23 protein-coding genes are annotated in these 25,510 nt (G+C 71.1%); 14 read left to right on the plus strand and 9 right to left on the minus strand.

What is annotated here, in order from left to right:
- From nuoI to rarD, 13 genes are all read left to right on the plus strand, one after another.
- A complete protein-coding gene (gene nuoI, locus ABH937_RS12315) occupies positions 1–576 on the plus strand; it encodes an NADH-quinone oxidoreductase subunit NuoI (RefSeq protein WP_280689656.1) in 576 nt (191 codons plus the stop codon).
- Positions 573–1,454, plus strand: coding sequence for an NADH-quinone oxidoreductase subunit J (locus tag ABH937_RS12320; RefSeq protein WP_280689655.1), 882 nt, complete (start codon positions 573–575; stop codon positions 1,452–1,454). Before nuoI ends, ABH937_RS12320 begins: the two co-directional genes overlap by 4 nt.
- Positions 1,451–1,750, plus strand: coding sequence for an NADH-quinone oxidoreductase subunit NuoK (nuoK, locus tag ABH937_RS12325; RefSeq protein ID WP_280689654.1), 300 nt, complete (start codon positions 1,451–1,453; stop codon positions 1,748–1,750). The genes ABH937_RS12320 and nuoK overlap by 4 nt, the downstream gene beginning before the upstream one ends.
- A 9-nt stretch (positions 1,751–1,759) precedes the next feature.
- Positions 1,760–3,655: an NADH-quinone oxidoreductase subunit L gene (nuoL, locus tag ABH937_RS12330; RefSeq protein ID WP_370218204.1), complete on the plus strand. Its 1,896-nt coding sequence runs from the start codon at positions 1,760–1,762 to the stop codon at positions 3,653–3,655.
- Positions 3,656–3,686: 31 nt separating this feature from the next.
- On the plus strand, positions 3,687–5,303 hold the full coding sequence (locus tag ABH937_RS12335) for an NADH-quinone oxidoreductase subunit M (RefSeq protein WP_370218205.1): 1,617 nt from the start codon (positions 3,687–3,689) through the stop codon (positions 5,301–5,303).
- Between the two features lie 44 nt (positions 5,304–5,347).
- Positions 5,348–6,967, plus strand: a complete 1,620-nt coding sequence (nuoN, locus tag ABH937_RS12340; protein WP_280689879.1) for an NADH-quinone oxidoreductase subunit NuoN — start codon at positions 5,348–5,350, stop codon at positions 6,965–6,967.
- 187 nt (positions 6,968–7,154) lie between these two features.
- Positions 7,155–8,165 carry a polyprenyl synthetase family protein gene (locus tag ABH937_RS12345; RefSeq protein ID WP_280689651.1) on the plus strand — a complete coding sequence of 337 codons (1,011 nt, stop codon included), beginning with the start codon at positions 7,155–7,157 and terminating at the stop codon, positions 8,163–8,165.
- A 38-nt stretch (positions 8,166–8,203) separates the two neighbouring features.
- Entirely contained in the window at positions 8,204–8,863 is a 660-nt protein-coding gene (locus tag ABH937_RS12350) for a response regulator transcription factor (RefSeq protein ID WP_280689878.1), read from the plus strand.
- A 204-nt stretch (positions 8,864–9,067) separates the two neighbouring features.
- Positions 9,068–11,017 carry a 2-oxoacid:acceptor oxidoreductase subunit alpha gene (locus tag ABH937_RS12355; RefSeq protein WP_280689650.1) on the plus strand — a complete coding sequence of 650 codons (1,950 nt, stop codon included), beginning with the start codon at positions 9,068–9,070 and terminating at the stop codon, positions 11,015–11,017.
- A complete protein-coding gene (locus tag ABH937_RS12360; RefSeq protein WP_370218206.1) occupies positions 11,010–12,053 on the plus strand; it encodes a 2-oxoacid:ferredoxin oxidoreductase subunit beta in 1,044 nt (347 codons plus the stop codon). The genes ABH937_RS12355 and ABH937_RS12360 overlap by 8 nt, the downstream gene beginning before the upstream one ends.
- A gap of 77 nt (positions 12,054–12,130) precedes the next feature.
- On the plus strand, positions 12,131–13,054 hold the full coding sequence (locus tag ABH937_RS12365) for an RNA polymerase sigma-70 factor (protein ID WP_370218207.1): 924 nt from the start codon (positions 12,131–12,133) through the stop codon (positions 13,052–13,054).
- A gap of 47 nt (positions 13,055–13,101) precedes the next feature.
- Positions 13,102–14,115, plus strand: coding sequence for a hypothetical protein (locus tag ABH937_RS12370; RefSeq protein WP_280689647.1), 1,014 nt, complete (start codon positions 13,102–13,104; stop codon positions 14,113–14,115).
- Between the two features lie 124 nt (positions 14,116–14,239).
- Positions 14,240–15,208, plus strand: a complete 969-nt coding sequence (rarD, locus tag ABH937_RS12375) for an EamA family transporter RarD (RefSeq protein WP_280689646.1) — start codon at positions 14,240–14,242, stop codon at positions 15,206–15,208.
- 55 nt (positions 15,209–15,263) lie between these two features.
- Here rarD and ABH937_RS12380 read toward each other — a convergent pair whose 3' ends face one another.
- From ABH937_RS12380 to ABH937_RS12390, 3 genes are read right to left on the minus strand one after another with little or no spacing between them, the layout of a single operon-like run.
- Positions 15,264–16,160 (minus strand): ABC transporter permease, encoded by an 897-nt coding sequence (locus ABH937_RS12380; RefSeq protein ID WP_280689645.1) that lies wholly within the window; start codon positions 16,158–16,160, stop codon positions 15,264–15,266.
- Positions 16,147–17,169, minus strand: coding sequence for an ABC transporter ATP-binding protein (locus tag ABH937_RS12385; RefSeq protein WP_280689644.1), 1,023 nt, complete (start codon positions 17,167–17,169; stop codon positions 16,147–16,149). The genes ABH937_RS12380 and ABH937_RS12385 overlap by 14 nt, the downstream gene beginning before the upstream one ends.
- 2 nt (positions 17,170–17,171) lie before the next feature.
- Entirely contained in the window at positions 17,172–18,488 is a 1,317-nt protein-coding gene (locus tag ABH937_RS12390; protein ID WP_370218208.1) for an outer membrane lipoprotein carrier protein LolA, read from the minus strand.
- A 186-nt stretch (positions 18,489–18,674) separates the two neighbouring features.
- Between ABH937_RS12390 and ABH937_RS12395 the strand changes: the two genes are divergently transcribed.
- The gene (locus tag ABH937_RS12395) at positions 18,675–21,311 is read left to right on the plus strand and encodes a bifunctional FO biosynthesis protein CofGH (protein WP_280689642.1); all 2,637 of its coding nucleotides are present in this window, start codon (positions 18,675–18,677) and stop codon (positions 21,309–21,311) included.
- 8 nt (positions 21,312–21,319) lie between these two features.
- Here ABH937_RS12395 and ABH937_RS12400 read toward each other — a convergent pair whose 3' ends face one another.
- The 6 genes from ABH937_RS12400 to ABH937_RS12425 form a co-directional block, all read right to left on the minus strand.
- Positions 21,320–21,874: a Uma2 family endonuclease gene (locus tag ABH937_RS12400; protein ID WP_280689641.1), complete on the minus strand. Its 555-nt coding sequence runs from the start codon at positions 21,872–21,874 to the stop codon at positions 21,320–21,322.
- Between the two features lie 50 nt (positions 21,875–21,924).
- A complete protein-coding gene (locus ABH937_RS12405; RefSeq protein ID WP_280689640.1) occupies positions 21,925–22,806 on the minus strand; it encodes a hypothetical protein in 882 nt (293 codons plus the stop codon).
- 204 nt (positions 22,807–23,010) lie between these two features.
- Complete coding sequence (locus ABH937_RS12410; protein WP_280689639.1) at positions 23,011–23,556, minus strand: NUDIX hydrolase; 546 nt, start codon at positions 23,554–23,556, stop codon at positions 23,011–23,013.
- A 68-nt stretch (positions 23,557–23,624) separates the two neighbouring features.
- Complete coding sequence (locus ABH937_RS12415) at positions 23,625–24,062, minus strand: NUDIX domain-containing protein (RefSeq protein WP_280689638.1); 438 nt, start codon at positions 24,060–24,062, stop codon at positions 23,625–23,627.
- A gap of 28 nt (positions 24,063–24,090) precedes the next feature.
- Positions 24,091–24,705, minus strand: coding sequence for an AAA family ATPase (locus ABH937_RS12420; RefSeq protein ID WP_280689637.1), 615 nt, complete (start codon positions 24,703–24,705; stop codon positions 24,091–24,093).
- Positions 24,678–25,481 (minus strand): hypothetical protein, encoded by an 804-nt coding sequence (locus ABH937_RS12425; protein ID WP_370218211.1) that lies wholly within the window; start codon positions 25,479–25,481, stop codon positions 24,678–24,680. The genes ABH937_RS12420 and ABH937_RS12425 overlap by 28 nt, the downstream gene beginning before the upstream one ends.
- Positions 25,482–25,510: the final 29 nt, after the last annotated feature.

A 25,510-nucleotide genomic window follows, 5' to 3' on the forward strand; every position in this document is an offset into this window, starting at 1 on the left:
ATGCCAGAGTCCGACGACAAGCCGTCGCTGCTGGGCCCGGCCGCAGGCTTCGGCGTGACCTTCACGGCCATGTTCAAGAAGCGGCTGACCGAGCAGTACCCGGAGCAGAAGAAGCCCACCGCCCCCCGGTTCCACGGCCGCCACCAGCTCAACCGTCACCCCGACGGCCTGGAGAAGTGCGTCGGCTGCGAGCTGTGCGCCTGGGCCTGCCCGGCGGACGCGATCTACGTGGAGGGCGCCGACAACACCGAGGAGGAGCGTTACTCCCCGGGCGAGCGGTACGGCGCGGTCTACCAGATCAACTACGCGCGCTGCATCCTCTGCGGGCTGTGCATCGAGGCCTGCCCGACCCGCGCGCTGACCATGACCAACGAGTACGAGCTGGCCGACTCCTCGCGGGCCGACCTGATCTTCACCAAGGAGCAGCTGCTCTCCGGGCTGACCGAGGGCATGGTCGCGCCGCCGCATGCGATGTACCCGGGCACCGAGGAGGGCGCCTACTACCGCGGCGAGGTCACCCACGCCGCGCCCGGGACCCTCACCCAGGAGCAGCACGAGAAGGAGGCGAGTTCATGACCTCCACCGGCGAAGCGGTCCAGTTCTGGGTACTCGCGGTGATCGCGGTCGGCGGCGCGCTCGGCATGCTGCTGATGCGCAAGGCGGTGCACAGCGCGCTCTGCCTGGCCGCCACCATGATCGCGCTGGCGATCTGCTACCTGGCCCAGGGCGCGGTCTTCCTCGGCGTGGTGCAGATCGTGGTCTACACCGGCGCGATCATGATGCTCTTCCTCTTCGTGGTGATGCTGGTCGGCGTCACCTCCGAGGACTCGCTCAAGGAGCAGCTCAAGGGCCAGCGGGTGGCCGCGGTGCTCTGCGGCCTGGGCTTCGGCGTGCTGCTGATCGCCGGCATCGCGCACGCGAAGCTGGGCCACTTCCCCGGCCTGGCCGAGGCCAACGCCGAGGGCAACGTGCAGGGCCTGGCCCGGCTGATCTTCACCAAGTACGTCTGGGCCTTCGAGGTCACCGGCGCGCTGCTGATCACCGCGGCGGTCGGCGCGATGGTGCTGACCCACCGCGAGCACGTGACGGCGCCCAGCACCCAGCGGGAGCTGGCGGCCCAGCGGATCCGGGAGAACAAGCAGGTCCCGCCGCTGCCGGCGCCCGGCGTCTACGCCCGGCACAACGCGGTGGACATCGCGGGCCTGCTGCCGGACGGCACCATCGCCGAGGACTCGGTGATGAACACCCTGCGCGAGCGCGGCCAGATGCGCGACGTCAGCCAGGACATGCTGCGCCGGATGGCCGAGTTGGAGAACAGCACGGCCGAGTGGCTGGGCCGCCCGTCCTCCGAGCGGCCGGCGCTCCCCAGCCAACCGCGCCCCGAGCTGGAGCCGGTGCCGAACCACCAGAAGACCACGGACGACGCCGCGAAGCGCCAGGAGGAGGGCGAGTGAACCCGGTCAACTACCTCTATCTCGCAGCCCTGTTGTTCACCATCGGAGCCTCCGGGGTGCTGATCCGGCGCAACGCGATCGTCCTGTTCATGTGCGTGGAGCTGATGCTCAACGCCTCCAACCTGGCCCTGGTCACCTTCTCCCGGCTGCACGACAACCTGGACGGCCAGATCCTGGCCTTCTTCACCATGGTGGTCGCGGCGGCCGAGGTCGTGGTGGGCCTGGCGATCATCGTGAGCATCTTCCGTACCAGGCACTCGGCTTCGGTCGACGACAGCAACCTGATGAAGCTGTAGGGGCCCAGGGTGAACTCTCTTATTCCGCTGCTCATCGCAGCGCCGCTGGTCGGGGCTGCCCTGCTGCTGCTCGGCGGCCGCGCGCTGGACCGGTTCGGCCACTGGCTGGGCACGTTCGCGTCGCTGCTCTCCTTCGTCTTCGCGCTGCTGCTGTTCAGCAGCATGCTCGGCCGCAGCGTCGACCAACGCCCGGTCCACGAGCACCTGTTCAGCTGGATCTCGGTGGGCACCTTCCAGGCCGACGTCTCCTTCCAGCTCGACCAGCTCTCGATGACCTTCGTGCTGCTGATCACCGGCGTCGGCACGCTGATCCACGTCTACTCGGTCGGCTACATGGCGCACGACGAGCGCCGCCGCCGCTTCTTCGGGTACCTCAACCTGTTCCTGGCCGCCATGCTGCTGCTGGTGCTGGCGGACAACTACCTGCTGCTGTACGTCGGTTGGGAGGGCGTCGGGCTCGCCTCGTACCTGCTGATCGGCTTCTGGCAGCACAAGCCGGCCGCGGCCACCGCCGCCAAGAAGGCGTTCATCGTCAACCGGGTCGGCGACATGGGCCTGTCCATCGCGATCATGCTGATGTTCACCCAGTTCGGCAGCTTCGCCTTCGGGCCGGTCTTCGCCACCGCGCACCAGGCGAGCCAGGGCCGGCTCACCGCGATCGGCCTGCTGCTGCTGCTCGCCGCCTGCGGCAAGTCGGCCCAGGTGCCGCTGCAGAGCTGGCTCGGCGACGCGATGGAGGGCCCGACCCCGGTCTCCGCGCTGATCCACGCGGCCACCATGGTGACCGCCGGCGTCTACCTGATCACCCGGTCGAACGCCATCTTCGACCTGGCGCCGACCGCGCAGCTCGCGGTGGTCTGCGTCGGCGCCGTGACGCTGATCTTCGGTGCGATCGTCGGTTGCGCCAAGGACGACATCAAGAAGGCGCTGGCCGGCTCGACCATGTCGCAGATCGGCTACATGATCCTGGCCGCCGGCCTGGGGCCGATCGGCTACGTCTTCGCGATCATGCACCTGGTCACCCACGGCTTCTTCAAGGCGGGGCTCTTCCTCGGCGCCGGCTCGGTCATGCACGGCATGAACGACGAGGTGAACATGCGTCACTACGGCGGCCTGCGCAAGTACATGCCGATCACCTACGTCACCTTCGGGCTCGGCTACCTGGCGATCATCGGGTTCCCCGGCCCGTCCGGCTTCTGGTCCAAGGACCGGATCATCGAGGCCGCCTTCGCCAAGGGCGGCACCGAGGGCTGGATCCTCGGCGCGGTCACCCTGATCGGCGCGGCGGTCACCGCGTTCTACATGACCCGGGTGATGATCATGACCTTCTTCGGCGAGAAGCGCTGGCAGCCCGACGCCGAGGGCCACGAGCCGCACCCGCACGAGTCGCCCAAGTCGATGACCGTCCCGATGATCCTGCTGGCCTTCGGCTCGGTCTTCGCGGGCGGGCTCTTCGTCCTGAACAACAACTTCCAGCACTGGCTGGAGCCGGTCACCGGGTTCAGCGAGGGCAACTCCCCGCTGTCGTCCGGCGTGGTCATGGCGCTCAGCATCGCCTGCATGCTGGCCGGCGCCGGGCTCGCCTACGTGGTGTACGGGCGCTCGCCGGTCCCGGCCGTCCCGCCGGTCGGCTCGGCGCTCACCCGGGCGGCCCGCCGCGACCTGCTGCAGGACGACTTCAACCACGCCGTCCTGGTGCGCCCCGGCTCCGCGCTCACCGCGGCGCTGGTCTTCTTCGACAGCAAGGGGCTCGACGGCTTCGTCAACGGCCTGGCCGCGAGCATCGGGGGCATCTCCGGTCGGCTGCGCCGGGTGCAGAACGGTTACGTCCGCTCCTATGCCCTCTCCATGTTCGGCGGCACGCTGGTCCTGGTCGCCACGACTCTCCTGATGAGGTCGGTATGAAAGACATGACGCATCGTCAGGAGGCAAGGCCATGAGCTACCTGCTGGCCGTCACCTGCGCCGTCCCCGCCGCCGGGGCGATCCTGACCGCCGCGCTGCCCGCCGGCACCAACGAGGCCAGGCGGCGCACCACCAAGGCCATCGCGCTCGGCGTCTCGGTGGTCACCCTCGCGCTCACCGCGCTGATCGCCGCCGACTTCAAGCCCGGCGGGGCGCGCTACCAGCTCACCGAGTCGCACAGCTGGATCCGCTCCTTCGGGATCAACTTCTCGCTCGGGGTGGACGGCATCGCCGCCGTGCTGGTGCTGCTCACCTCGGTGCTGGTGCCGCTGGTGATGCTTGCCTCCTGGCACGACGCGGACCCGGCCCCCAGCCCGGACGGCACTTTCGAGAACAGGCGCCGCACCCAGGGCTTCTTCGCCCTGATCCTGGCCGTCGAGGCAATGGTGATCGTCTCCTTCCTGGCCACCGACGTCTTCCTCTTCTACGTCTTCTTCGAAGCCATGCTGATCCCGATGTACTTCCTGATCGGCGGCTTCGGCGACCGGGCCGGCGGCCCCGAGGCGTCCCGCCAACGCTCGTACGCGGCCGTCAAGTTCCTGCTCTACAACCTGCTCGGCGGCCTGGTCATGCTGGCCGCCGTGATCGGCCTGTACGTGATCGCGCAGGACCAGGGCCAGGGCACCTTCGACCTGCAGACGCTCACCTCGGCGGTGGCCGACGGCAAGCTGGTGATCAACCCGACCGCCGAACGGGCGCTCTTCCTCGGCTTCTTCTTCGCCTTCGCCGTCAAGGCCCCGCTCTGGCCGCTGCACACCTGGCTGCCGAACGCGATGGGCGAGGCCACGGCCGGCACCGCCGTGCTGATCACCGCCGTGGTGGACAAGGTCGGCACCTTCGCGATGCTGCGGTTCTGCCTGGGCCTCTTCCCGGACGCCTCGAAGTTCTTCGCTCCCGCGATCCTGGTGCTCTCGGTGATCGGGATCATCTACGGCGCGCTGCTGGCGGTGGGTCAGAAGGACATCAAGCGGCTGGTCGCCTACGCCTCGATCTCGCACTTCGGCTTCATCATCCTGGGCATCTTCGCGATGACCAGCCAGGGCCAGAGCGGTGCCACCCTCTACATGGTCAACCACGGCATCTCGACCGCCCTGCTGATGCTGATCGCCGGCTTCCTGATCTCGCGGCGCGGCTCGCGCCTGATCGCCGACTTCGGCGGCGTGCAGAAGGTCGCCCCGGTGCTGGCCGGCACCTTCCTGATCGGCGGCCTGGCCACCCTGTCGCTGCCCGGACTCGCCCCGTTCGTCAGCGAGTTCCTGGTGCTGGTCGGCACCTTCAGCCGCTACCCGGCGCTCGGCGTGATCGCCACCCTGGGCATCGTGCTGGCCGCGCTCTACGTCCTGGTGCTCTACCAGCGCACCATGACCGGGCCGGTCAAGGAGAGCGTCAGCAAGATGCCCGACCTGAAGGCGCGAGAACTGCTGGTGGCCGCCCCGCTGATCGCGCTGACCGTGGTCCTCGGGGTCTACCCCAAGCCGCTCACCGACCTGGTGAACCCGGCGGTGGCCGACACCCTCTCCCAGGTCCACCGGACCGACCCGGCCCCGGCCCACCCGGTGGCCATCCCTGCCGGAGGTGAGCAGCAGTGAGCGTCCCCCTTCTCCACGGCGCGGGGTCCGTCCACAGCGTGTGGATGGCGGCGGCCGGCGGCAACACACCGAGCATCCCGGCGCCGCAGCTCGAGTACGGCCAGCTCTCCCCGATGCTGATCGTCTTCGGCGCGGCCGTCGCGGGCATCCTGGCCGAGGCCTTCGTGCCGCGCCGGGCCCGCTACACCACCCAGGTCGGCCTGGCACTGACCGGCCTGGCCGGTGCCTTCATCGCGCTGATCGTGCTCGCCTCGCAGGGCTACGGCTCGACCAAGAGCGGGCTGATCGCGATGGGTTCGGTGGCCGAGGACGGCCCCGCGCTCTTCCTGCAGGGCGTGATCCTGCTGGCCGCCGTGGTCGCCGTGCTGCTCTACGCCGAGCGCGGCCTGGACCCGCGCACCGAGGGCGGGCCGCGCGACGCCTTCACCCCGCAGGGCTCCGCCACCCCCGGCGGCGAGCAGGAGCGGCAGGCCACCCGGGCGGGCTTCGCCTCCACCGAGGTCTACCCGCTCACCCTGTTCGCGGTCGGCGGCATGCTGCTCTTCCCGGCCGCCAACGACCTGCTGACCATGTTCGTGGCCCTCGAGGTCTTCTCGCTGCCGCTCTACCTGCTCTGCGCGCTGGCCCGCCGGCGCCGGTTGCTCTCGCAGGAGGCGGCGGTCAAGTACTTCCTGCTCGGCTCCTTCGCCTCGGCCTTCTTCCTGTTCGGCAGCGCGCTGCTGTACGGGTACGCGGGCAGCTTCCGGCTGCCGGAGATCGCCGACGCGGTCAACGGCACCGCCACCACCACCGCGGGGCTCGCGATCAGCACCCACAACGACGCGCTGCTGCTGATCGGCCTGGCGCTGGTGGCGGTCGGCCTGCTCTTCAAGGTCGGCGCCGTCCCGTTCCACGCCTGGACCCCGGACGTCTACCAGGGCGCGCCGACCCCGGTCACCGGCTTCATGGCCGCCGCCACCAAGGTCGCCGCCTTCGGCGCGCTGCTGCGCCTGTTCTACGTCGCGCTGCCCGGGCTGCGCTGGGACTGGCGCCCGGTGATGTGGGCGGTGGCGATCCTCACCATGGTGGTCGGCGCGATCCTCGCGGTGACCCAGCAGGACGTGAAGCGGCTGCTGGCGTACTCCTCGATCGCGCACGCCGGGTTCATCCTGACCGGCGTGATCGCCACCAACCGGCAGGGCCTCGGTGCGGTCCTCTTCTACCTGCTGGCCTACTCCTTCGTCACCCTGGGCGCCTTCGCGGTGGTCACCCTGGTGCGCGACTCCAAGGGCGAGGCGACCCACCTGTCCAGCTGGGCCGGGCTCGGGCGCCGCTCGCCGCTGCTCGCGGCGGTCTTCGCGCTCTTCCTGCTGGCCTTCGCCGGGATCCCGCTGACCAGCGGATTCACCGGTAAGTTCGCAGTCTTCCAGGCCGCGGCGGCGGGCGGTGCGACCCCGCTGGTGATCGTCGGTGTGCTGAGTTCGGCGGTGGCCGCGTTCTTCTACATCCGGGTGATCGTGCTGATGTTCTTCTCCGACCCGCAGCCGAACGGCCCGGCGGTGGCGATCCCCAGCGTCTTCACCACGATGGCCATCTCGTTCGGCGTGATCGTCACGCTGGGCCTGGGCCTGCTGCCGCAGTACTTCCTGGACCTGGCGTCCAAGGCGGCGCAGTTCACCCACTGAGACAGCGCAGTTCACCGGCTCGTGCGCCGGGTTCCGGGCGTTGATCGCCCGGGGCCCGGCGCCATCTTCGCCGCGCTACCCGCACGCCCGTACAGTGATCCACTCGTGACCGGATACGCTGCTGGGGATGGCAGCGGCCGCAACAGGGACCGGACCGCATGATCGACCGGCGACAGGAGTGGTCTTCGTGACCGTCGTGGAACCCTTCGGGCTCAGCGTGCAGGACCGCGATCTGACCCGTGACGTCCAGGCCGGACTCGAGGCGGTGGAGGCCGCGATGGCCGAGGCCGTGCAGAGCGACCGGCCGCTGATCGCCATCACCGCGAGCCACCTGATCAAGGCCGGCGGCAAGCGCTTCCGCCCGCTGCTGGTGATGCTGGCCGCGCAGTTCGGCGACCCGACCGCGCCCGGCGTGGTGCCGGCCGCCGTGGTGGTCGAGCTGACCCACCTGGCCACCCTGTACCACGACGACGTGATGGACGAGGCCCCGGTGCGCCGCGGCGTGCCCACGGTGAACGCCCGCTGGGACAACTCGGTGGCCATCCTGACCGGCGACTTCCTCTTCTCCAAGGCCTCCCAGGTGCTCTCCGACCTCGGCCCCGAGGCGGTCCGGATCCAGGCCGACGCCTTCGAGCGGCTGGTCACCGGCCAGATCCTGGAGACCGCAGGGCCGGGCCTCGAGGACGACCCGCTGGCCCACTACCTGGAGGTGCTGGCCGGCAAGACCGGCGCGCTGATCGCCGTCTCGGGCCGGTTCGGCGCGCTGATGGCCGGCGCCGAGCCGCACGTGGTGGAGATCCTCACCGAGTACGGCGAGAAGATGGGCATCGCCTTCCAGCTGGCCGACGACGTGCTGGACATCGCCAGCGACGGCCACGAGTCCGGCAAGACCCCCGGCACCGACCTGCGCGAGGGCGTGCCCACGCTGCCGGTGCTGCTGCTGCAGTCGATGCCGCTGGACGAGAGCGACCCCGAGGACGCCCGGCTGCGCGAGCTGCTCCAGCAGGACCTGACGGACGATCAGGCGCACGCCGAGGCGCTGCGCCTGCTGCGCCGTCACCCCGCCCTGGAGCGCGCCCGCCGCGAGACGCTGCGCTACGCCGAGGAGGCCCGCGCGCTGCTCGCCCCGCTGCCGGACGGACCGGCCAAGGCGGCCCTGCAGGGGCTCTGCGACGCGGTGGCGATCCGTACCATGTGAGCGGTCGTTGCCCACTGCTCCGGGGGAGAAGCTCCATGCTGCGCGTCGTCATCGCCGAGGACTCGGTCCTGCTCAGGGAAGGCCTGATCCGGCTGCTCACCGACCGCGGCCTGGAGGTGGTCGCCGGGGTGGGTGACGGCGAGGCGCTGATCCGCACCATCCACGAGCTGGCCGGCGCCGGTGCGCTGCCGGACGTGGTGGTGGCCGACGTGCGGATGCCGCCGACCCACACCGACGAGGGCGTGCGGGCCTGCGTGGAGCTGCGGGCGAGCTTCCCGGACCTCGGGGTGCTGGTGCTCTCCCAGCACGTCGAGCAGCAGTACGCAGCCGAGCTGCTGGCCGGCTCCACCCGGGGAGTGGGCTACCTGCTCAAGGACCGGGTCGCCGAGGTGCGCGAGTTCGTGGACGCGGTGGTCCGGGTGGCCGGCGGCGGCACCGCGCTGGACCCCGAGGTGGTGCAGCAGCTGCTCAGCCGCAGCCGCAAGGGCGACGTGCTGGCCGGGCTGACCCCGCGCGAGCGCGAGGTGCTCGCCCTGATGGCCGAGGGCCGGACCAACGCCGCGGTGGCCAAGCAGCTGGTGGTCTCGCACGGCGCGGTGGAGAAGCACATCAGCAACATCTTCCTCAAGCTGGGCCTGGCGGCCGGCCCGGAGGACCACCGCCGGGTGCTCGCGGTGCTCACCTACCTGAACTCCTGACCGGTCACCCCAGGGCACTCCCGGCGCCCGGGTGGGTCGGGTGGGTATCGACCGCCCGGGTGTGTACGGAATACACCGTGGCGCCGGATTGCTTTAGTTCCAGCCTAGGGATTCGCGACCCGCATAGGATGCGATCGGTGCACCAGGCGGACGGGGCACACGGCTCACGCCCGCGGCTGGTACCCCTGAGGGAGGTTCGCGGCAGTGACCAGCGAGGTCGATCAGGCAGAGACAGCGAGCGGTGGCCCGGACGCGCCGAACGGCCGACCAGCGCCAGGCGCACCCCGGCGCGTCAAGCCGATCCGGCGGGTGGACCGGGTGATCATCCGGTTCGCCGGCGACTCCGGTGACGGCATGCAGCTCACCGGGGACCGCTTCACGTCCGAGACCGCCTCCTTCGGCAACGACCTCTCCACGCTGCCGAACTTCCCAGCCGAGATCCGGGCCCCACAGGGCACCCTGCCGGGCGTCTCCAGCTTCCAACTGCACTTCGCCGACCACGACATCCTCACCCCGGGCGACGCGCCGAACGTGCTGGTCGCGATGAACCCGGCCGCGCTCAAGGCGAACCTGCCCGACCTGCCGAAGGGCGCGGAGATCATCGTCGACACCGACGAGTTCACCAAGCGGGCGCTGGCCAAGGTGGGTTACGCCGCAGACCCGCTCGGCGACGGCTCGCTCGACGGCTTCCACCTGCACAAGGTGCCGCTGACCACGCTGACCCTGGAGGCGCTCAAGGAGAGCGGGCTGGCCCGCAAGGACGCCGAGCGGGCCAAGAACATGTTCGCGCTCGGGCTGCTCTCCTGGATGTACCACCGCCCCACCAAGGGGACCGAATCGTTCCTGCGCACCAAGTTCGCCAAGAAGCCGGCGATCGCCGAGGCCAACGTGCTGGCGTTCAAGGCGGGGTGGAACTTCGGTGAGACCACCGAGGACTTCGCGGTCTCCTACGAGGTGCCGCCGGCCAAGCTGCCGCCCGGCACCTACCGCAACATCTCCGGCAACCTGGCGCTCTCCTACGGCCTGATCGCCGCCTCGCAGCGTTCGGGCCTGCCGCTCTTCCTCGGCTCCTACCCGATCACCCCGGCCTCCGACATCCTGCACGAGCTGTCCAAGCACAAGAACTTCGGCGTGCGCACCTTCCAGGCCGAGGACGAGATCGCCGGCATCGGGGCCGCGCTGGGCGCGGCGTTCGGCGGCTCGCTGGGCGTCACCACCACCTCGGGCCCGGGCGTGGCACTGAAGTCGGAGACCATCGGTCTCGCGGTCTCGCTCGAACTGCCGCTGCTGGTGGTGGACATCCAGCGCGGCGGCCCGTCCACCGGGCTGCCCACCAAGACCGAGCAGGCCGACCTGCTGCAGGCGATGTTCGGGCGCAACGGCGAGGCCCCGGTGCCGATCGTGGCTCCGGCGACCCCGGCCGAGTGCTTCGAGGCGGCGCTGGAGGCGGCCAGGATCGCGGTCACCTACCGGACCCCGGTGCTGCTGCTCTCGGACGGCTACCTGGCCAACGGCTCGGAGCCCTGGCGGATCCCGCAGGTAGCCGAACTCCCGGTCATCGAGCCCGACTTCGCCACCGGCCCGAACACCCCCGAGGGCGAGTTCTGGCCCTACAAGCGCGATCCGCAGACCCTGGCCCGCCCCTGGGCGGTGCCCGGCACGGCGGGCCTGGAACACCGGATCGGCGGCATCGAGAAGCAGGACGGCACCGGCAACATCTCCTACGACCCGGCCAACCACGACCTGATGGTCCGCACCCGGCAGGCCAAGGTGGACGGCATCGAGGTGCGCCCGATCGAGGTCGACGACCCGGACGGCGAGGCCGAGGTGCTGGTGATCGGCTGGGGTTCCACCTATGGCCCGATCACCGCGGCGGTGCGCCGGGTGCGGGCGGACGGTGGCAAGGTCGCCCAGGCGCACCTGCGCAATCTCAACCCCTTCCCGGCCAACCTGGGCACGGTGCTGGGGAGTTACGACAAGGTCATCGTGCCGGAGATGAACCTCGGCCAGCTCGCCCTGCTGCTGCGGGCCAAGTACCTGGTGGACGCCCAGTCCTACAACCAGGTGCGCGGACTGCCGTTCAAGGCGGCGCAGTTGGCGGACGTGTTGTGGGCGGCGATCGGGACGTTGGACGGGAGCGACGACGATGAGTGAGTTCAGGTCCTTGTCTCTGGTGCCGAAGGCGGACGCCCTGCAGAGCGCCAAGGACTTCAAGACCGACCAGGAGGTGCGCTGGTGCCCCGGCTGCGGGGACTACGCGATCCTGGCGGCCGTGCAGTCCTTCATGCCGGAGCTGGGCATCCGGCGGGAGAACACCGTCTTCGTCTCCGGGATCGGCTGCTCCTCGCGGTTCCCGTACTACATGAACACCTACGGGGTGCACTCGATCCACGGCCGGGCCCCCGCGATCGCCACCGGCCTTGCCGCCACCCGGCGCGACCTGAGCGTCTGGGTGGTCACCGGCGACGGCGACGCGCTCTCGATCGGCGGCAACCACCTGATCCACGCGCTGCGCCGCAACGTCAACCTGAAGATCCTGCTCTTCAACAACCGGATCTACGGCCTGACGAAGGGCCAGTACTCGCCGACCTCGGAGGTCGGCAAGATCACCAAGTCCACCCCGATGGGCTCGCTGGACGCGCCGTTCAACCCCGTCTCGCTCGCGCTCGGCGCCGAGGCCACCTTCGTCGCCCGCACCCTCGACTCCGACCGCAAGCACCTCACCTCGGTGCTGCGCGCGGCCGCCGAGCACCAGGGCACCGCGCTGGTGGAGATCTACCAGAACTGCAACATCTTCAACGACGGCGCCTTCGACGCGCTCAAGGACCCGGCGGGCGCCGACCGGGCGCTGATCCGGCTGGTGCACGGACAGCCGATCACCTTCGCCGACCAGGGCGTCTTCCGCGACCCGGCCAGCGGCGAGCTGACCGTCGCCCAGGTCACCGAGACCAACCAGGCCGACGTGCTGGTGCACGATGCCCACGCGGCCAGCCCCGTCACCGCGTTCGCGCTCTCCCGCCTGGCCGACAACGACACGCTGCACCACACCCCGATCGGCGTGCTGCGCAGCGTCGAGCGGCCGGTCTACGACACGCTGATGGCCGATCAGCTGGCCACCGCCGTCGAGCAGCACGGCGCGGGCGAGCTGGCCGACCTGCTGTCGGGGAAGGACACCTGGACGGTCGTCTGAGCCGTCTTGGGCCGTCTTGAGCCTTCTTCGCCCCGACCCCGGTGCTTGTCCGGGGCCGGGGCGACTGGCAGCCTGGAGTGGTGATCGACTCCGCGTTGGACGACCCGTTCCTCGAACACCGGCGGCTGCTCTTCGGCACCGCCTACCAACTGCTGGGCAGCGTGGCCGATGCCGAGGACACCTTGCAGGACGCCTGGCTCAAGTGGGCCGCGGTGGACCGCGCCACGGTCAACCACCCGAAGGCGTACCTGGTGCGGACCGTCACCAACCTGGCGCTCAACAGGCTCACCTCGGCCCGGGCCCGGCGCGAGGCCTACGTCGGCCCCTGGCTGCCCGAGCCGCTGCTGACCGACCCGCGACTGGCCGCGCCGGACGCCTCGGTGACCGCTGAACTGGCCGACTCCGTCTCGCTGGCCATGCTGGTGGTGCTGGAGACGCTCAGCCCGCTGGAGCGCGCGGTCTTCGTGCTGCGCGAGGTCTTCAGCTACTCCACCGCCGAGATCGCCGAGGCGCTGGAGCGGTCCGAGGCCGCCGTGCGGCAGACCGCGCACCGGGCCAAGGCCCACGTGGCGGCCCGGCAGCCCCGGTTCGACACCGACCCGGGCGAGCGCCGCCAGGTCACCGAGCGCTTCCTGGCCGCCTGCGCGAGCGGCGACGCGGCGAACGTGATGGAGCTGCTGGCGCCCGACGTGACCGCCTGGTCGGACGGCGGCGGCGTGGTGCGCGCCGCCCGGCGCCCGCTGCACGGGCCCGACCACGTGGCGCGCTGGCTGCTCGGGGTGCTGGCCAAGCCGGACGCGGTCGGCATGGTGCCCGAGGTCGTCTGGCTCAACGGCGAGCAGGCGCTGGTCTTCCACAAGGACGGGGTCACCCTGGGCGCGCTCAGCCTCGAACTGCTCGACGGCCGGGTGCACGCCCTGCGGGCCCAGCTCAACCCCGAGAAGCTGGCCGGCCTGCGCGCCCCGGCCCCCTGGGAGCGGGTGCCGGCGCGGGGCGCGTAGCCTCTGGGCGATACGGGAGCGCGTCATTCGGGGGAGCCATGGTCGGCGTGGACACATTTCTGCTGGGCTGCGCGGTAGTCGGGGTGATCGCGCACGGGACGCGGGTGGCGAAGTCCGAGCGGCGGGCGGCGCAGTCGGCGGCCGAGGCGGCGGCGGCACTGGCGGAGATCAAGGCGATCCGGGCAGCGGCCGTGGTCTCGCTCACGAAGGCGCCGCTGCCGGGGCGACAGCAGCAACTCGCGGTGCTGCACAGCGAGTTGGTGCAGGTGCTGGGCCGGCGCGCGGCGAGTGAGCTGCGGGCGGCGCCGGTGGATGCCGTGCCGCAGGACGTGGTGCCCGCCCCGGCCCCCAGCGGCGGCGACGGCCTCGCGCGGCTCACCCCCGCCGGTGGCCCGCGCGACTCCGCCGGCCCCGTCCCCCAGCGCCAGGCCGATGAGCGCTTCCACTACTCCGGTGTCCTCACCGCCGCGAGCGAGGAGGAGTACCCGATCGAGTGGCCCGAGCCCGGTGCCGTCGCGATCGCCGAGGTCGCGGCCGAGGCGAAGCAGCTGACCATCGTCCCGATGACCCGCACCCGCACCCGGGTCCACACCCACAGCAAGCTCGCCTACGTGTTCGACTACGAGGGTCAGGTCCGGACGCGTGGTGTGCTGACGCCGGACATGACCCATCTCAAGGTGCAGTCGGAAAAGGGCGGCGCGACCTGGTCGGTACGCCTGCTCGCCCCCTCGGAGCTGGACGAGCTGGTGGACGAGCGCCGGGGCACCGGCAGCCCGATCCTGGCGGTGCGCCCGCAGACGCCGGTCGAGGTGGTGGTACACGCCAAGTCCTCCTCGTCCTGGAGCATCGAGTTCGTCTGCGGCTGCTGGGCGGGCGACGAGTGCGCCTGCACGACGGGGCGGGAGCTCGGCTATGTCGCCAGGACGGTGAGCGCCTCCTACGAGGCCATCGAGGTGCTCACCGTCCTGCGCCCGGGTCTGCTGGTGGTCAAGATGCACGAGGACACCGACCCTTGGCACCTGCGCATCCGCGACGTCAACTCCGAGTTGTACGAGGACTGAGCCCGCGTCCCGTCGACGCCCGCCCGATGTCATGACCAAAATGCGAGAACGGAGATGACAACCCACCTCTCCGACCGCTACGGTCACCACGACACACGTGTACTGAGCTGAGGAGAGCCCTGCCATGGCAGCAGAAACCCCGGGCGGCCAGGAACTCCACTCCGAGGCCGGTCGCGGTGTGTGGCTCGGTGCCGCCGCCTATGGCATCTGGGGGCTCTTCCCGCTCTACTGGCCGCTGCTGGAGCCCACCGCCTCCGGTGACATCCTGGCCAACCGGATGGCCTGGTCGCTGGTGGTCGTGATCGCCGTCCTCACCGTCCGTCGGCACTGGGGCTGGCTGCCCCCGCTGCTGCGCCAGCCGCGCCGGCTGGCCCTCTCGGCGCTGGCGGCGGTCGCGATCTCGGTCAACTGGGGCGTCTACATCTGGGCCGTGAACTCCGGGCACGTGGTGGAGGGCAGCCTCGGGTACTTCATCAACCCGCTGGTCACCATCGCCTTCGGCGTGCTGCTGCTGCGGGAACGGCTGCGCCGCGCGCAGTGGGTGGCGGTGGGGGTCGGCGCGCTCGCGGTGCTGGTGCTGACCGCCGGGTACGGGCGGCTGCCGTGGATCGCGCTCACCCTGGCGTTCAGCTTCGCCGTCTACGGGCTGCTGAAGAAGAAGATCGCGCTCGGCGGGCTGGAGAGCTTCGCGCTGGAGACGGCGTTCATCTTCCCGTTCGCCGTGGGGTACCTGGTCTACCGCTCGACCACCGGCCACGCCGTCTTCGGCCACGACGCGGGCCACTTCACGCTGCTGCTGCTGACCGGCCCGATCACCGCGGTGCCGCTGCTCATGTTCGGCGCCGCCGCGATCCGGATCCCGCTCTCCTCCATGGGCCTGCTGCAGTACCTGGCGCCGGTCTTCCAGTTCCTCTGCGGCGTCCTCTACTTCCACGAGACGATGCCGCCCGAGCGCTGGGCCGGCTTCGCACTGGTCTGGGCGGCGCTGGCGGTGCTCACCTGGGACGCGTTGCGCCAGCTGCGGGTGGACCGGCTCGGGTCGGTGCCGGTCCCCGCGGCCGTGCCGGCGCCCGCCCCCAGCGTCACCAGCTGACCCGGCCTCACCCTCGCGGGCCGGGCCGGGCCTCACCCTCGCGGACCCGGCGGCCTCAGGCGGTGATGTCGCGGGTGGTGAACCGCGCCCAGGCCGCCGAGCCGAAGACCGCCACGTAGAGCGCCTGTAGGCCCAGGTCCTGCCAGACCGCGTGCCAGTACATCGGCTGCCGCAGCAGGTCGCCGAACGAGAGCCAGTAGTGGGTGAGCAGCCACGGCTGGATCGCGTGCAACTGCGGGAAGCTGTCCAGCACCTGGACGATGATCACCAGGCCGACCGTGCTGGCCATCGCGGCGATCCCGCTGCCGGTCAGGGTGGAGATGAAGAGTCCGACCGCCGCCAGCCCGGCCAGCGAGAGCGCCACCACGCCCGAGATCAGCACCACCCGCAGCAGCGCCGCGCCCAGCCCGATGGTGTCCCCGGAGAGCAACGTGACATCGCCGACCGGGAAGAGGATCGACCCGATGAGCAGCCCGGAGACCGCGACCGCCAGCGTCGCCGCCAGGCAGAACGCCATGGCCGCGGTGAACTTGGCCGCCAGCAGCCTGCTCCGCCCGGCCGGCGCGACCAGCAGGTAGCGCAGCGTGCCGGTGGCGGCCTCACCGGCCACCGAGTCGCCCGCCACCACGCCCACCGTCATCGGCAGGAAGATCGGCAGCGAGGTGGCCAGCGCGGTGAAGGTCAGGAAGACGCCGTTCTGGGTGACCTGGGTGATGAACGCCGGTCCGCCGTCACCGCCGTGCATGTTGCCCGTCTCGATCTTCACCACCACGCCGATCAGGATCGGCACCACGGCCAGCACACCCAGCAGCGCCAGCGTGCGGGCCCGGCGGAAGGTCAGCGTCAGCTCGCTGCGGAACAGCGCCAGGAACCCGGGCACCGTCTGCGGCCTCGGCCCGGCCACCGCCCCCGGTCCGGCCGCCGTGACCGGCACAGTCTCAACCCGCGACATCGAATCCCTCCCCGGTCAGCGCCACGAAGGCGTCCTCCAGCGTGCCCCGCTCGACCCCGAACCCGCGCACCCGCACGCCGGCCTCGACCAGCGCCGCGCACAGCCTGGGCAGCGCGTCCTCGGACAGCGCGGTCGACTCGCCGTCCACCTGGCCCTCGCCGACCCGCAGATCGGTCACCTGATGCTCGGTCAGCACGGCCAGCGCCGCCTCGGTGTCCGCCGTCCGGACCACCAGCCGGCCCTGCGCCCGGGCGGCCAGCTCGGCCACCGTGCCCTGCACCACCAGCCGGCCCTTGGACATCACGGCGGCGTGCGTGCAGACCTGTTCGATCTCGTCCAGCAGGTGGGAGGAGAGGAAGACGGTGGTCCCTTCCGCCGCGACCTCGCGCACCAGCGCGCGGATCTCCCGCATGCCCTGCGGGTCCAGGCCGTTGGTCGGCTCGTCCAGCACCAGCAGCTCGCGCGGCTGCAGCAGCGCGGCGGCCAGCCCGAGCCGCTGCTTCATGCCCAGGGAGTAGGCCCGCGCCTTCTTGCCCGCCGCGGCGGCCAGCCCGACCCGGTCCAGCGCCTGCGCCACGCGCTGCTTGCGGGTGCCCGGGTCGGCGGTGGGGTCCGCCGAGTCGTAGCGGATCAGGTTGTCCCGCCCGGAGAGGAACCCGTACAGCGCGGGCCCCTCGATCAGTGCGCCGACCCGGGGCAGCACCCTGCCCACCGACTGCGGCATCGGCGCGCCGAGCACCGTGGCCACGCCGGAGGTCGGGGCGATCAGGCCCATCAGCATCCGGATCGTGGTGGTCTTGCCCGAGCCGTTCGGGCCGAGGAACCCGAAGACGCTGCCCCGCGGCACGGTCAGGTCCAGTCCGTCCACGGCCAGTTGGCCGCCGGCGAAGCGCTTGGTCAGGCCCTGCGTCCGGATCACCGGCGGACCGCCGACAGGGGCCGCGGCCGCCTCGGCGGTCCGGCCCCCCTCGGTGGTCTCCGCCGTGTCCACGGTCGGAGACTGCGTCATCGTTACTTCACTCCCGCCGCTGCCTGGAGCACCGGCAGGGTCACCGCGCCGGCGTAGACGTGGTTGTCGTCGGTGATCAGGACGTTGATCACCTTGGTGCTGATCAGGGTGCCGCCGGCCACCGGCTTGCCGAGCGACTTGATCAGCGTGGTGGAGTCGGGCAGCGCCTGCTTGCGGTGGTGGCCGCTCGCGGCCTTGCCGCCGCCGGTCTGTGTGGAGCCGGTCTGGGTGGAGCCGCTCTGGGTGGGCAGCGTGAAGGAGACCACCGCCGTCCAGTCGGTGCCGGTCACCTTCGAGCCGGCCTTCGACGCCTCCGGCTGCGGCTGGATGCCGTTGTCCCACTTCCGCTGCTGCGCCGGCTGGACCACCGTGGCGCCCTTCGGCGGGGTGAAGTCGAAGGTGCTCGCGCTCGGCACGGCGAAGGAGACATCGCTGAAGTGCACGTCCAGCACGGTGCTGCCGGAGGTCGAAGTCGCCACCACCGCGAGCGGGGTGCCGGTCGCGGAGTCCACCGCGATCTTCACCTCGCGGATCGTCGAGCCGGACTGCTTGGGCTTGACGCTCAGCTGGTAGGCGTCCCGCCCGGCCACCGAGACGGTGCCGGCCACGCTGACGTCCGAGCTGCTCGCGCTGCCGGCCAGGAACTGCTGGGCGGCCTGCTGCGGGGTGGTCGGCACGCCGTCGAGCGGGGTCTTCGGCTGCTCCTTCGCGTCCTTCGCGGCAGCGCCGCCCGTGCCGTCGCTCAGGTGCACGGCCTGGTTGCTCGCGCTGTCCCAGGCCCAGGCCTGGTCGCCGTTGTGGATCAGGTCGTACTCGGCCAGCGGCTCGACCAGCGCGACCCGCTGCTTGTCCGGGCCGTCCGCCGCGACGCGCAGCGTGTGGTCACCGGCCAGCAGGGTGGTCAGCTTGGCCTGTGGACCGGCGCTCGCCGCGTTGGCGGCGCCCTCCTTGGCCTGGCCGCTGCCCCCGGCCGCCCCCGCGGCGCCGGTCACCCCGGCCACCGCGCCCTGGCTCGCCATGTCCAGCACCTGGCTCGGGATGCCGAGGTCGGTGGAGACCTGCACGGTGCCGCTCAGCGCGGTGGTCCGGTTGGCCAGCACCTTGGTGACCAGCTGCTGGGCCGTGACCTGAGGCAGCGTCGGGGTGCCCGGGCTGGCCAGCGCCGGCACCACGGCCACGCCGGCCGCCGCGACGGCCGCGATCGCCACCGGCACCAGCACCCGCGCCGCGGTGCGGCGTCGGCCCCGGTAGGGCACGCCGATCGGCTCGTCACCGCCGGCCGGCTCCGGCTCCTCGAAACCCGCGTACTTGGTCGTCATGGTGTCAGCCCCTCCGTAGCACTCCGAGTTGTGCCTGCCGTCATGACATCCATTAGAGACCTATGAGGCCGCTGCCACATCGCCCCGCAGAGGTAATCCGCCGTACATCCCGTGGTGCAAGCAACCCTGAGTCCTTATCAGGGTTGTCGGGGACCCGGGGTCCTCCTGCTGGCGTAGGGTCGGCCCATGGACGCCACGCCCCTCCCAGCGCCGACCGCGCAGTCGACCGCGCAGCCGCCTGTGACGTTGAAGCCGACCACGACGGTGACCGCGAGCGCGATGCGCCGGGCGCTGCGCCGCGCCCGCGACGGTGTGGCGCTGGACAGAGGCGAGGCGGCGGTGCTGCTCCAGGCCCGGGACGAGGACCTGGCCGACCTGTGCGCCACGGCCGCCCGGCTGCGCGACCAGGGCCTGGCGGCGGTCGGGCGCGAGGGCGTCATCACCTACTCCAAGAAGGTCTTCGTCCCGCTCACCCGGCTCTGCCGGGACCGCTGCCGCTACTGCACCTTCGTCACCGTCCCCGGCAAGCTGCGCCGCGCGGGGCAGGGGATGTTCCTGTCGCCCGACGAGGTCCTGGAGATCTGCCGCCAGGGCGCCGCGATGGGTTGCAAGGAGGCCCTGTTCACGCTCGGCGACCGCCCCGAGGACCGCTGGCCCGAGGCCCGTGAGTGGCTGGACGCGCACGGCTACGACGACACCATCTCCTACCTGCGGGCGATCTCGATCCGGGTCCTGGAAGAGACCGGCCTGCTGCCGCACCTCAACCCGGGCGTCTGCAGCTGGACCGACTTCCAGCGCCTGAAGCCGGTCTCCGGCAGCATGGGCATGATGCTGGAGACCACCGCCACCCGCCTGTGGTCCGAGCCCGACGGCCCGCACTACGGCTCGCCCGACAAGGAGCCCGCCGTCCGGCTGCGCGCCCTGGAGGACGCGGGGCGCAGCGCCGTCCCGTTCACCACCGGCCTGCTGATCGGCATCGGCGAGACCTTCGAGGAGCGGGCCGACTCGCTCTTCGCGATCCGCGGCATCTCCCGTCAGTACCACGGCATCCAGGAGGTGATCATCCAGAACTTCCGTGCCAAGCCGGACACCGCGATGCGCGGCATGCCGAACGCGGAACTGCAGGAGATCGCCGCCTGCATCGCGGTCGCCCGGGTGGTGCTGGGCCCGAGCATGCGGCTGCAGGCGCCGCCGAACCTGCTGGCGGGGGAGTACCAGCTGATCATCGGTGCGGGCATCGACGACTGGGGCGGCGTCTCGCCGCTCACCCCGGACCACGTGAACCCCGAGGCCCCCTGGCCGCAGATCGCCGAACTGGCCGCCCGCACCGCCGAGCAGGGCTACCGGCTGCGCGAGCGGCTGACGGTCTATCCGGAGTTCCTCGGCCGCGGCGAGCCCTGGCTGGACCCGCGGATCCGGCCGCACGTGGAGGGCCTGCTGGAGCCGGAGACCGGGCTGGCCCGCGAGGACGCGCCGGTGCTCGGACGGCCCTGGCAGGAGCCCGAGGACCTGGGTTCGGCCGGCCGCACCGACCTGCACCGCGAGATCGACACCGACGGGCGCACCGGCGACCGGCGCGGCGACTTCGACGACGTGTACGGGGACTGGGGCGCGCTGCGCGAGCAGGCCGCCGCCCTGCCCGCCGCATCGCCCGCCCGCCTGCCCGGTGACGTGCGCGCCGCGCTCGCCGTGGCCGCCGACGACCCGACCCGCCTGACGGACGACCAGGCGCTCGCCCTCTTCCAGGCCGACGGCCCGGGACTGGACGCGCTCTGCCGGATCGCCGACGACGTCCGCCGCTCGACGGTCGGCGACACCGTCACCTACTGCGTCACCCGGAACATCAACTTCACCAACGTCTGCTACACCGGCTGCCGCTTCTGCGCCTTCGCCCAGCGCCGCACCGACGCCGACGCCTACAGCCTCTCGCTCGACCAGGTCGCCGACCGTGCCGCCCAGGCCTGGGAGGTGGGCGCCACCGAGGTCTGCATGCAGGGCGGCATCCACCCCGACCTGCCGGGCACCGCCTACTTCGACATCGCCCGGGCCGTGAAGGACCGGGTGCCCGGCATCCACGTACACGCCTTCTCGCCGATGGAGGTGGTCAACGGCGCCACCCGGACCGGCCTTTCGATCCGCGACTGGCTCACGGCCGCGCGCGAGGCCGGCCTGGACACCATCCCCGGCACCGCCGCCGAGATCCTGGACGACGAGGTCCGCTGGGTCCTCACCAAGGGCAAGCTCCCGGCCGACACCTGGGTCGAGGTCGTCACCACCGCGCACGAACTGGGCATCCGCTCCTCCTCGACGATGATGTACGGCCACGTCGACACCCCCGCCCACTGGCTCGGCCACCTGCGCCTGCTCGCCGCCATCCAGCAAAAGACCGGTGGCTTCACCGAGTTCGTCACCCTCCCGTTCATCCACACCAACGCCCCGGTCTACCTGGCCGGCATCGCCCGCCCCGGCCCCACCCACCGGGACAACCGCGCCGTCGTCGCGATGGCCCGGCTGCTGCTGCACCCACACATCCCCAACATCCAGACCAGCTGGGTCAAACTGGGCGCCGAGGGCGCGGCCGAGATGCTCCGCTCCGGCGCCAACGACCTGGGCGGCACGCTGATGGAGGAGACCATCTCCCGGATGGCGGGCTCCGCCTACGGCAGCTACAAGTCCATCCGCGACCTGGAGGCGATCGCCACCGCCGCCGGCCGTCCGTCGCGCCAGCGCACCACGTTGTACGGCGAGGTGAGCGAGGAGCGGCGCGCGGTGGCGCTGGCCTCGGACGGGCATCTGCCGGTGCTGCTGCCGGTGGTGGAGTAGGGGGCGGCTCAGAAGCCCGAGGTGTCCAGGGTGAGGCCGAACGGCTCGGGAAGGTGCAGCGGGGTGCCGAACGGATGCGGGCCGTCGACCACCGCATAACCGAGGTCGTTCGGCTCGGAGAACAGGGTGCACATGCGGTTCTGACGGTCAGCCAGGAGGTAGAGCGGCGCGCCGTACTGGGCGTAGCGCTTGCGCTTGACGACCCGGTCGGTGTCGCCGTTGGACTCCGACGTCACCTCGACCACCAGGAGGGTCTGGTGGGGGAGCAGGGCACCGGCCCCGGTGGCCAGCTCCTCCGGCATGACGGCGAGGTCGGGGATGTACCAGTTCGGCGAGCCGGGCAGGTCGAGGTTGCCCGAGCCGATGATGCAGCCGAGCTCGTCCGCTTTGGCATCGAGCTGGCGGCTGATCCCGGCGGCCACCTTCTCGTGGTCCCAGTCCGGTGATGCCAGGACGATCCGCCCCTCGACGACCTGGGCCCAGGGGTGGTCGATGAGTTGGACTGCGTACTTCAGCGCTGCCTCGTGATCCACGTCCCCGTACGCGATGGGCTGTGCGCTCACACTCGCCGCCCCTTCACCCCTCCGGTTCCCACGCTGCCGACGCCGAGCCGTCACGCCGCTGCGGGCTCCCGCTCCGCGCCGCTCAGTCCCTCCTTCGTCGCCCGTAGCGCCGCCCGGGCGTTCGCGGCACCGGTGGCCGTCGCGGCGTAGCCGCCGCCGATCCCGATCGCCGGTGCGCCGCGCCCGGCGCAGACGTGGCATCGGCCCGGCCGGGGCACCGGATCGCGGCACTCCACGCACTCCGAGCGGTCGGCGTGTCCGGGCCGCTCGGCCACGGCGCCTGCGCCCGGTTCCGGCGGCATCTTGCGCTGCAGCCGGTTGCGCAGCAGGCCCAGTGGCGATGCCAGCACCTCGGGCAGGCCCGGTAGTAGCGCCTGGGCGAGGTCGGCGAGCGTGCTGCCGCGCGCCAGCCAGCTCGCCACCAGCGGCGCCAGCTGCAGCGCCTCGGCCTCGCCGAGGCGAAGGCGCCGCTCGGGCCGGATCACCCGGTACAGCGCGGCCACAGCCTCGCGCAGAACCGGGTCGACCTCGCGGGTGGGGCGGGGGGTTGGTTCTTTCTCCCGGTTCTTTCTCTTTTGGATGACACGGGATCCGGTACTCGCCTCACCGGGTCCCAGAATGCTGGGAGTCGGAGCCACCAGCTGAGGGGTGTCGAAGACGTGCACCTCGGTCCGGAGCGTCCCGTCGGGCATTCGTAGCGTCAGGACCCAGTAGTAGCCGGCATCCCGCAGCTCTTTGAGGGCCTTGTAGGTCGCGACCCGCCCCTGCGGGCTGGAGTCGGCCATGTGGCGCCCGTCCTCACGCCACCCGGGCGGGCGGGAGAGCATGTCGAGGAGCAGGCCGCGAGCGGTGTAGGTGAGACGGCGGTTCTGCGCCACACGGTTGGAGACAACCGTGAAGTCGCGTGAGTGCGCGCTAAGGTGAATGTGCATCGGGAGCTGTTCTCTCCGGGTGTCGGGCCCCGGGGTGTTGGCGCACCGCCGGGGTCAACTGTGTTGTGTTGACCTTTCGCACGGAACGTAACACGCCAACCACCTTGCGCTACCGCGCATTCACTCGAACGGGCGGCCATTGGGGGCGTGCGACAGCCCAGTCGCGCCGGCTCGGCGCGCTCACGCCCCAGGAAGGCCGCCCGCTCAGATCCAGGTGTAGTTCCAGTCGGTGACCGGCTCCAGCTCGAACTCCGGCAGCGGTGCGTCCGGCGAGGGAAGTTGAGCGAGAACCTTGCCGATCGGCGGGAACAGCGGCAGGTTGCCGACGGCGCGGAAGTCGATCCATTCGACGCTGCCGACCTCGTGGCTGCCGTCCGGCAGCTCGTCGAACTCCTGAGTCGCGAGGCCGGCACGAACCTCGGGCGTGACGAATGTCCGATAGATCAGGTGGATCTTCCGGGGCGAGGGCGTCGACCCGGGCCGGGTGACCCGGGCATCCATCGTCCCGATCAGCTGGACCGTGTCGGCCTGTTCGGCGCCCAGGCCGAGCTCCTCCGCCAACTCGCGCACCACCGCCTCGCGGAAGTCCTCACCGGGCTCCACATTGCCGCCGATGGTGCTGTAGTGCACGGAGTCGGCGCGGTCGCGGCGCAGCAGCGCGACGTCGTCACCGCAGAAGACCAGGCCGGTGACGCGGACCTTGATCCTGCTGAACGGCTCCTCGGATGTGGGCTCTTGGTCGGTGCTCATCGGGATGGTTCTCCTCGCGGTAGCGCTGCGGGTGCGGGCTGCTGTTGGCCTGGACGGCGCTCCGCAGCTCACCAGCCCTCAATGGCGTGAGGCCGGCCGTCCAGGTAGGCGGCGATACCGCCGGCGTTGTAGGGGACGGTGTTCTCGGGGAGCTGCTCCGGGCACACCCAGAGGAGCCCCGCACACTTGTGCGGTTCGGTGTTGACGGGCTCTCCGTCCCAGCGGCTGGCGGCGAAGAACCAGCCGACGCGAGGTTGGCCTTCGGGGTTGCGGAAGTGGACGACGTGGACGGTGCGCAGGTCGTCCCGGTCGAGTTTGATGCCGATCTCCTCGGCCGCTTCGCGGATGACCGCCTCGGCCACGCTCTCGCCGTGGTCGACCTTCCCAGAGGGGAGGTTGAGTTGGCCGTCGGCGTAGCCGGTGTTGGCGCGTTCGGCGAGCAGGATCCTGCCGTCGGCACGCTCCAGGATCAGCATGACGTCGATGACGGGGCGTTGGGTGGTCATGATGCAGGCCCTTCCGGGCCTCGCAGGTTCAGCTGGCGATGAGCAGGCCCAAGTCGGTAACGCGGTCGGCGATCCAGCGGACCCGGGAGGTCGTGTCGATGCCACTGGGCAGGTCGAGGAGCTTCACCCCGGTCTGCGTCAGGGCATCGTAGACCGCGTCATCGACCTGCGCCTGAAGGTGCAGGACCTTGTCTCGGTAGTGGTCCCCGCCGGCCTGCTGGTCGAAGCGGTCGCGGCAGTAGACCACCGCGTCGTAGGCGTTCGGCATCCAGGCGCGGCACAACGCCTCGATGGCTTCCAGGACTTGAGTGACTTGGGGATCGGACTGGTCGAGCACGAGGCGGGCGTAGGCCAGAACGTTGGCAGGGGTCTTGTCGCAGATCAGCAGCCGGTGGTTGCGGGTCGCGCGCAGGGCGGCGGTCAGCTGGGCGGCGAACAGGTCGAGTTCCGCCGTGAGGTCGAATTCGCCGTCGTGGTGCAGGGTGATGGCTTCAAGGAACGGACTGACCCGTGCGGGCTCACCGGTGCACTCCACGTGGATGCCCAACTCCCGGTAATGGGCGGTGAGAGCGTGGACGAGGGTGGTCTTGCCGGCGGCCTGGGTGCCTTCGACGGCTAGGACGATGCAGTCGCGGATGGGCATGGATCCTCCGTGAGGAGCTTGGTGAAGGTCGGTGAGGTGAGCCACGTCCAGGCACCCTCGGCTCTCTGGGCCAGGACGCGGTTGACGTTCACCGGCTCGCGCCAGGTCGAGACGCCACGCGCGCGAGCAGCGACGAGGGCGGTGGAGAGGCTGTGACGCAGGTTCAGCACGCTCACCCGCTCGCAGGCCTCGTGGTCGGACTTCTCAAGCCAGCGGCGGTGGAGCGCGGTCATCGACGTTCCGCGCAGCTCCGGTTGCGTGACGTCGAGTTGGAGTTCTCCGCAGACGTCGACCAGGCGGCGGGAAGGGTTCGTCAGCAGATGCCCGGCGTCGTATCGGGTGTCGAGGATGGCCGGGTCCGCCGCGTCCGGGGTGCGGCGGCGGCGCCATGCCTCGCGTGCCGGTCCGACGGAGCGCGGCCGGTGGTGGTCGTGGTGGGCGTCCAGGACAGCGAGGTCCGCGCACAGCTGGTGCCCGACGATGAGGTCCGCACCGTCGAAGGCACGCTGAACTGCCGTGCCGGCCTGCTTGATCAGCTGCCCCATCTCGTCGGCGGACTCGACGTAGAGGCTGGTCCAGTCGAACATGACCGCAGCTGGGTCAAGAACGCCGCTGGGCAGGTCGATCCAGGTCAGGGAGTAGCAGAACGGCCGATTGCCGTTCTTGATCCGGTAGTTCTTGGTCCACTCCAGGTCCAGGGAGGCGATTCGCACAGTGCCCGGCGGGCGTCGCGGTGGCACCTGGTGGGGGCGTTCGAGCGTGGACAGGGTGATCACGGCGCACTTCCTCGATCGGTGGCGGGCCC

The organism is Kitasatospora sp. GAS1066B (genome assembly GCF_041262605.1).
Classification (GTDB): Bacteria; Actinomycetota; Actinomycetes; order Streptomycetales; family Streptomycetaceae; genus Kitasatospora.

What these genes read in the sequence shown, in the direction of transcription:
- nuoI (WP_280689656.1), top strand. Translation starts at nt 1, where the DNA reads ATGCCAGAGTCCGACGACAAGCCGTCGCTGCTGGGCCCGGCCGCAGGC.
- ABH937_RS12320 (WP_280689655.1), top strand. Translation starts at nt 573, where the DNA reads ATGACCTCCACCGGCGAAGCGGTCCAGTTCTGGGTACTCGCGGTGATC.
- ABH937_RS12335 (WP_370218205.1), top strand. Translation starts at nt 3,687, where the DNA reads ATGAGCTACCTGCTGGCCGTCACCTGCGCCGTCCCCGCCGCCGGGGCG.
- nuoN (WP_280689879.1), top strand. Translation starts at nt 5,348, where the DNA reads ATGGCGGCGGCCGGCGGCAACACACCGAGCATCCCGGCGCCGCAGCTC.
- ABH937_RS12360 (WP_370218206.1), top strand. Translation starts at nt 11,010, where the DNA reads ATGAGTGAGTTCAGGTCCTTGTCTCTGGTGCCGAAGGCGGACGCCCTG.
- rarD (WP_280689646.1), top strand. Translation starts at nt 14,240, where the DNA reads ATGGCAGCAGAAACCCCGGGCGGCCAGGAACTCCACTCCGAGGCCGGT.
- ABH937_RS12380 (WP_280689645.1), bottom strand. Translation starts at nt 16,160, where the DNA reads ATGTCGCGGGTTGAGACTGTGCCGGTCACGGCGGCCGGACCGGGGGCG.
- ABH937_RS12385 (WP_280689644.1), bottom strand. Translation starts at nt 17,169, where the DNA reads ATGACGCAGTCTCCGACCGTGGACACGGCGGAGACCACCGAGGGGGGC.
- ABH937_RS12390 (WP_370218208.1), bottom strand. Translation starts at nt 18,488, where the DNA reads ATGACGACCAAGTACGCGGGTTTCGAGGAGCCGGAGCCGGCCGGCGGT.
- ABH937_RS12395 (WP_280689642.1), top strand. Translation starts at nt 18,675, where the DNA reads ATGGACGCCACGCCCCTCCCAGCGCCGACCGCGCAGTCGACCGCGCAG.
- ABH937_RS12405 (WP_280689640.1), bottom strand. Translation starts at nt 22,806, where the DNA reads ATGCACATTCACCTTAGCGCGCACTCACGCGACTTCACGGTTGTCTCC.
- ABH937_RS12410 (WP_280689639.1), bottom strand. Translation starts at nt 23,556, where the DNA reads ATGAGCACCGACCAAGAGCCCACATCCGAGGAGCCGTTCAGCAGGATC.
- ABH937_RS12415 (WP_280689638.1), bottom strand. Translation starts at nt 24,062, where the DNA reads ATGACCACCCAACGCCCCGTCATCGACGTCATGCTGATCCTGGAGCGT.
- ABH937_RS12420 (WP_280689637.1), bottom strand. Translation starts at nt 24,705, where the DNA reads ATGCCCATCCGCGACTGCATCGTCCTAGCCGTCGAAGGCACCCAGGCC.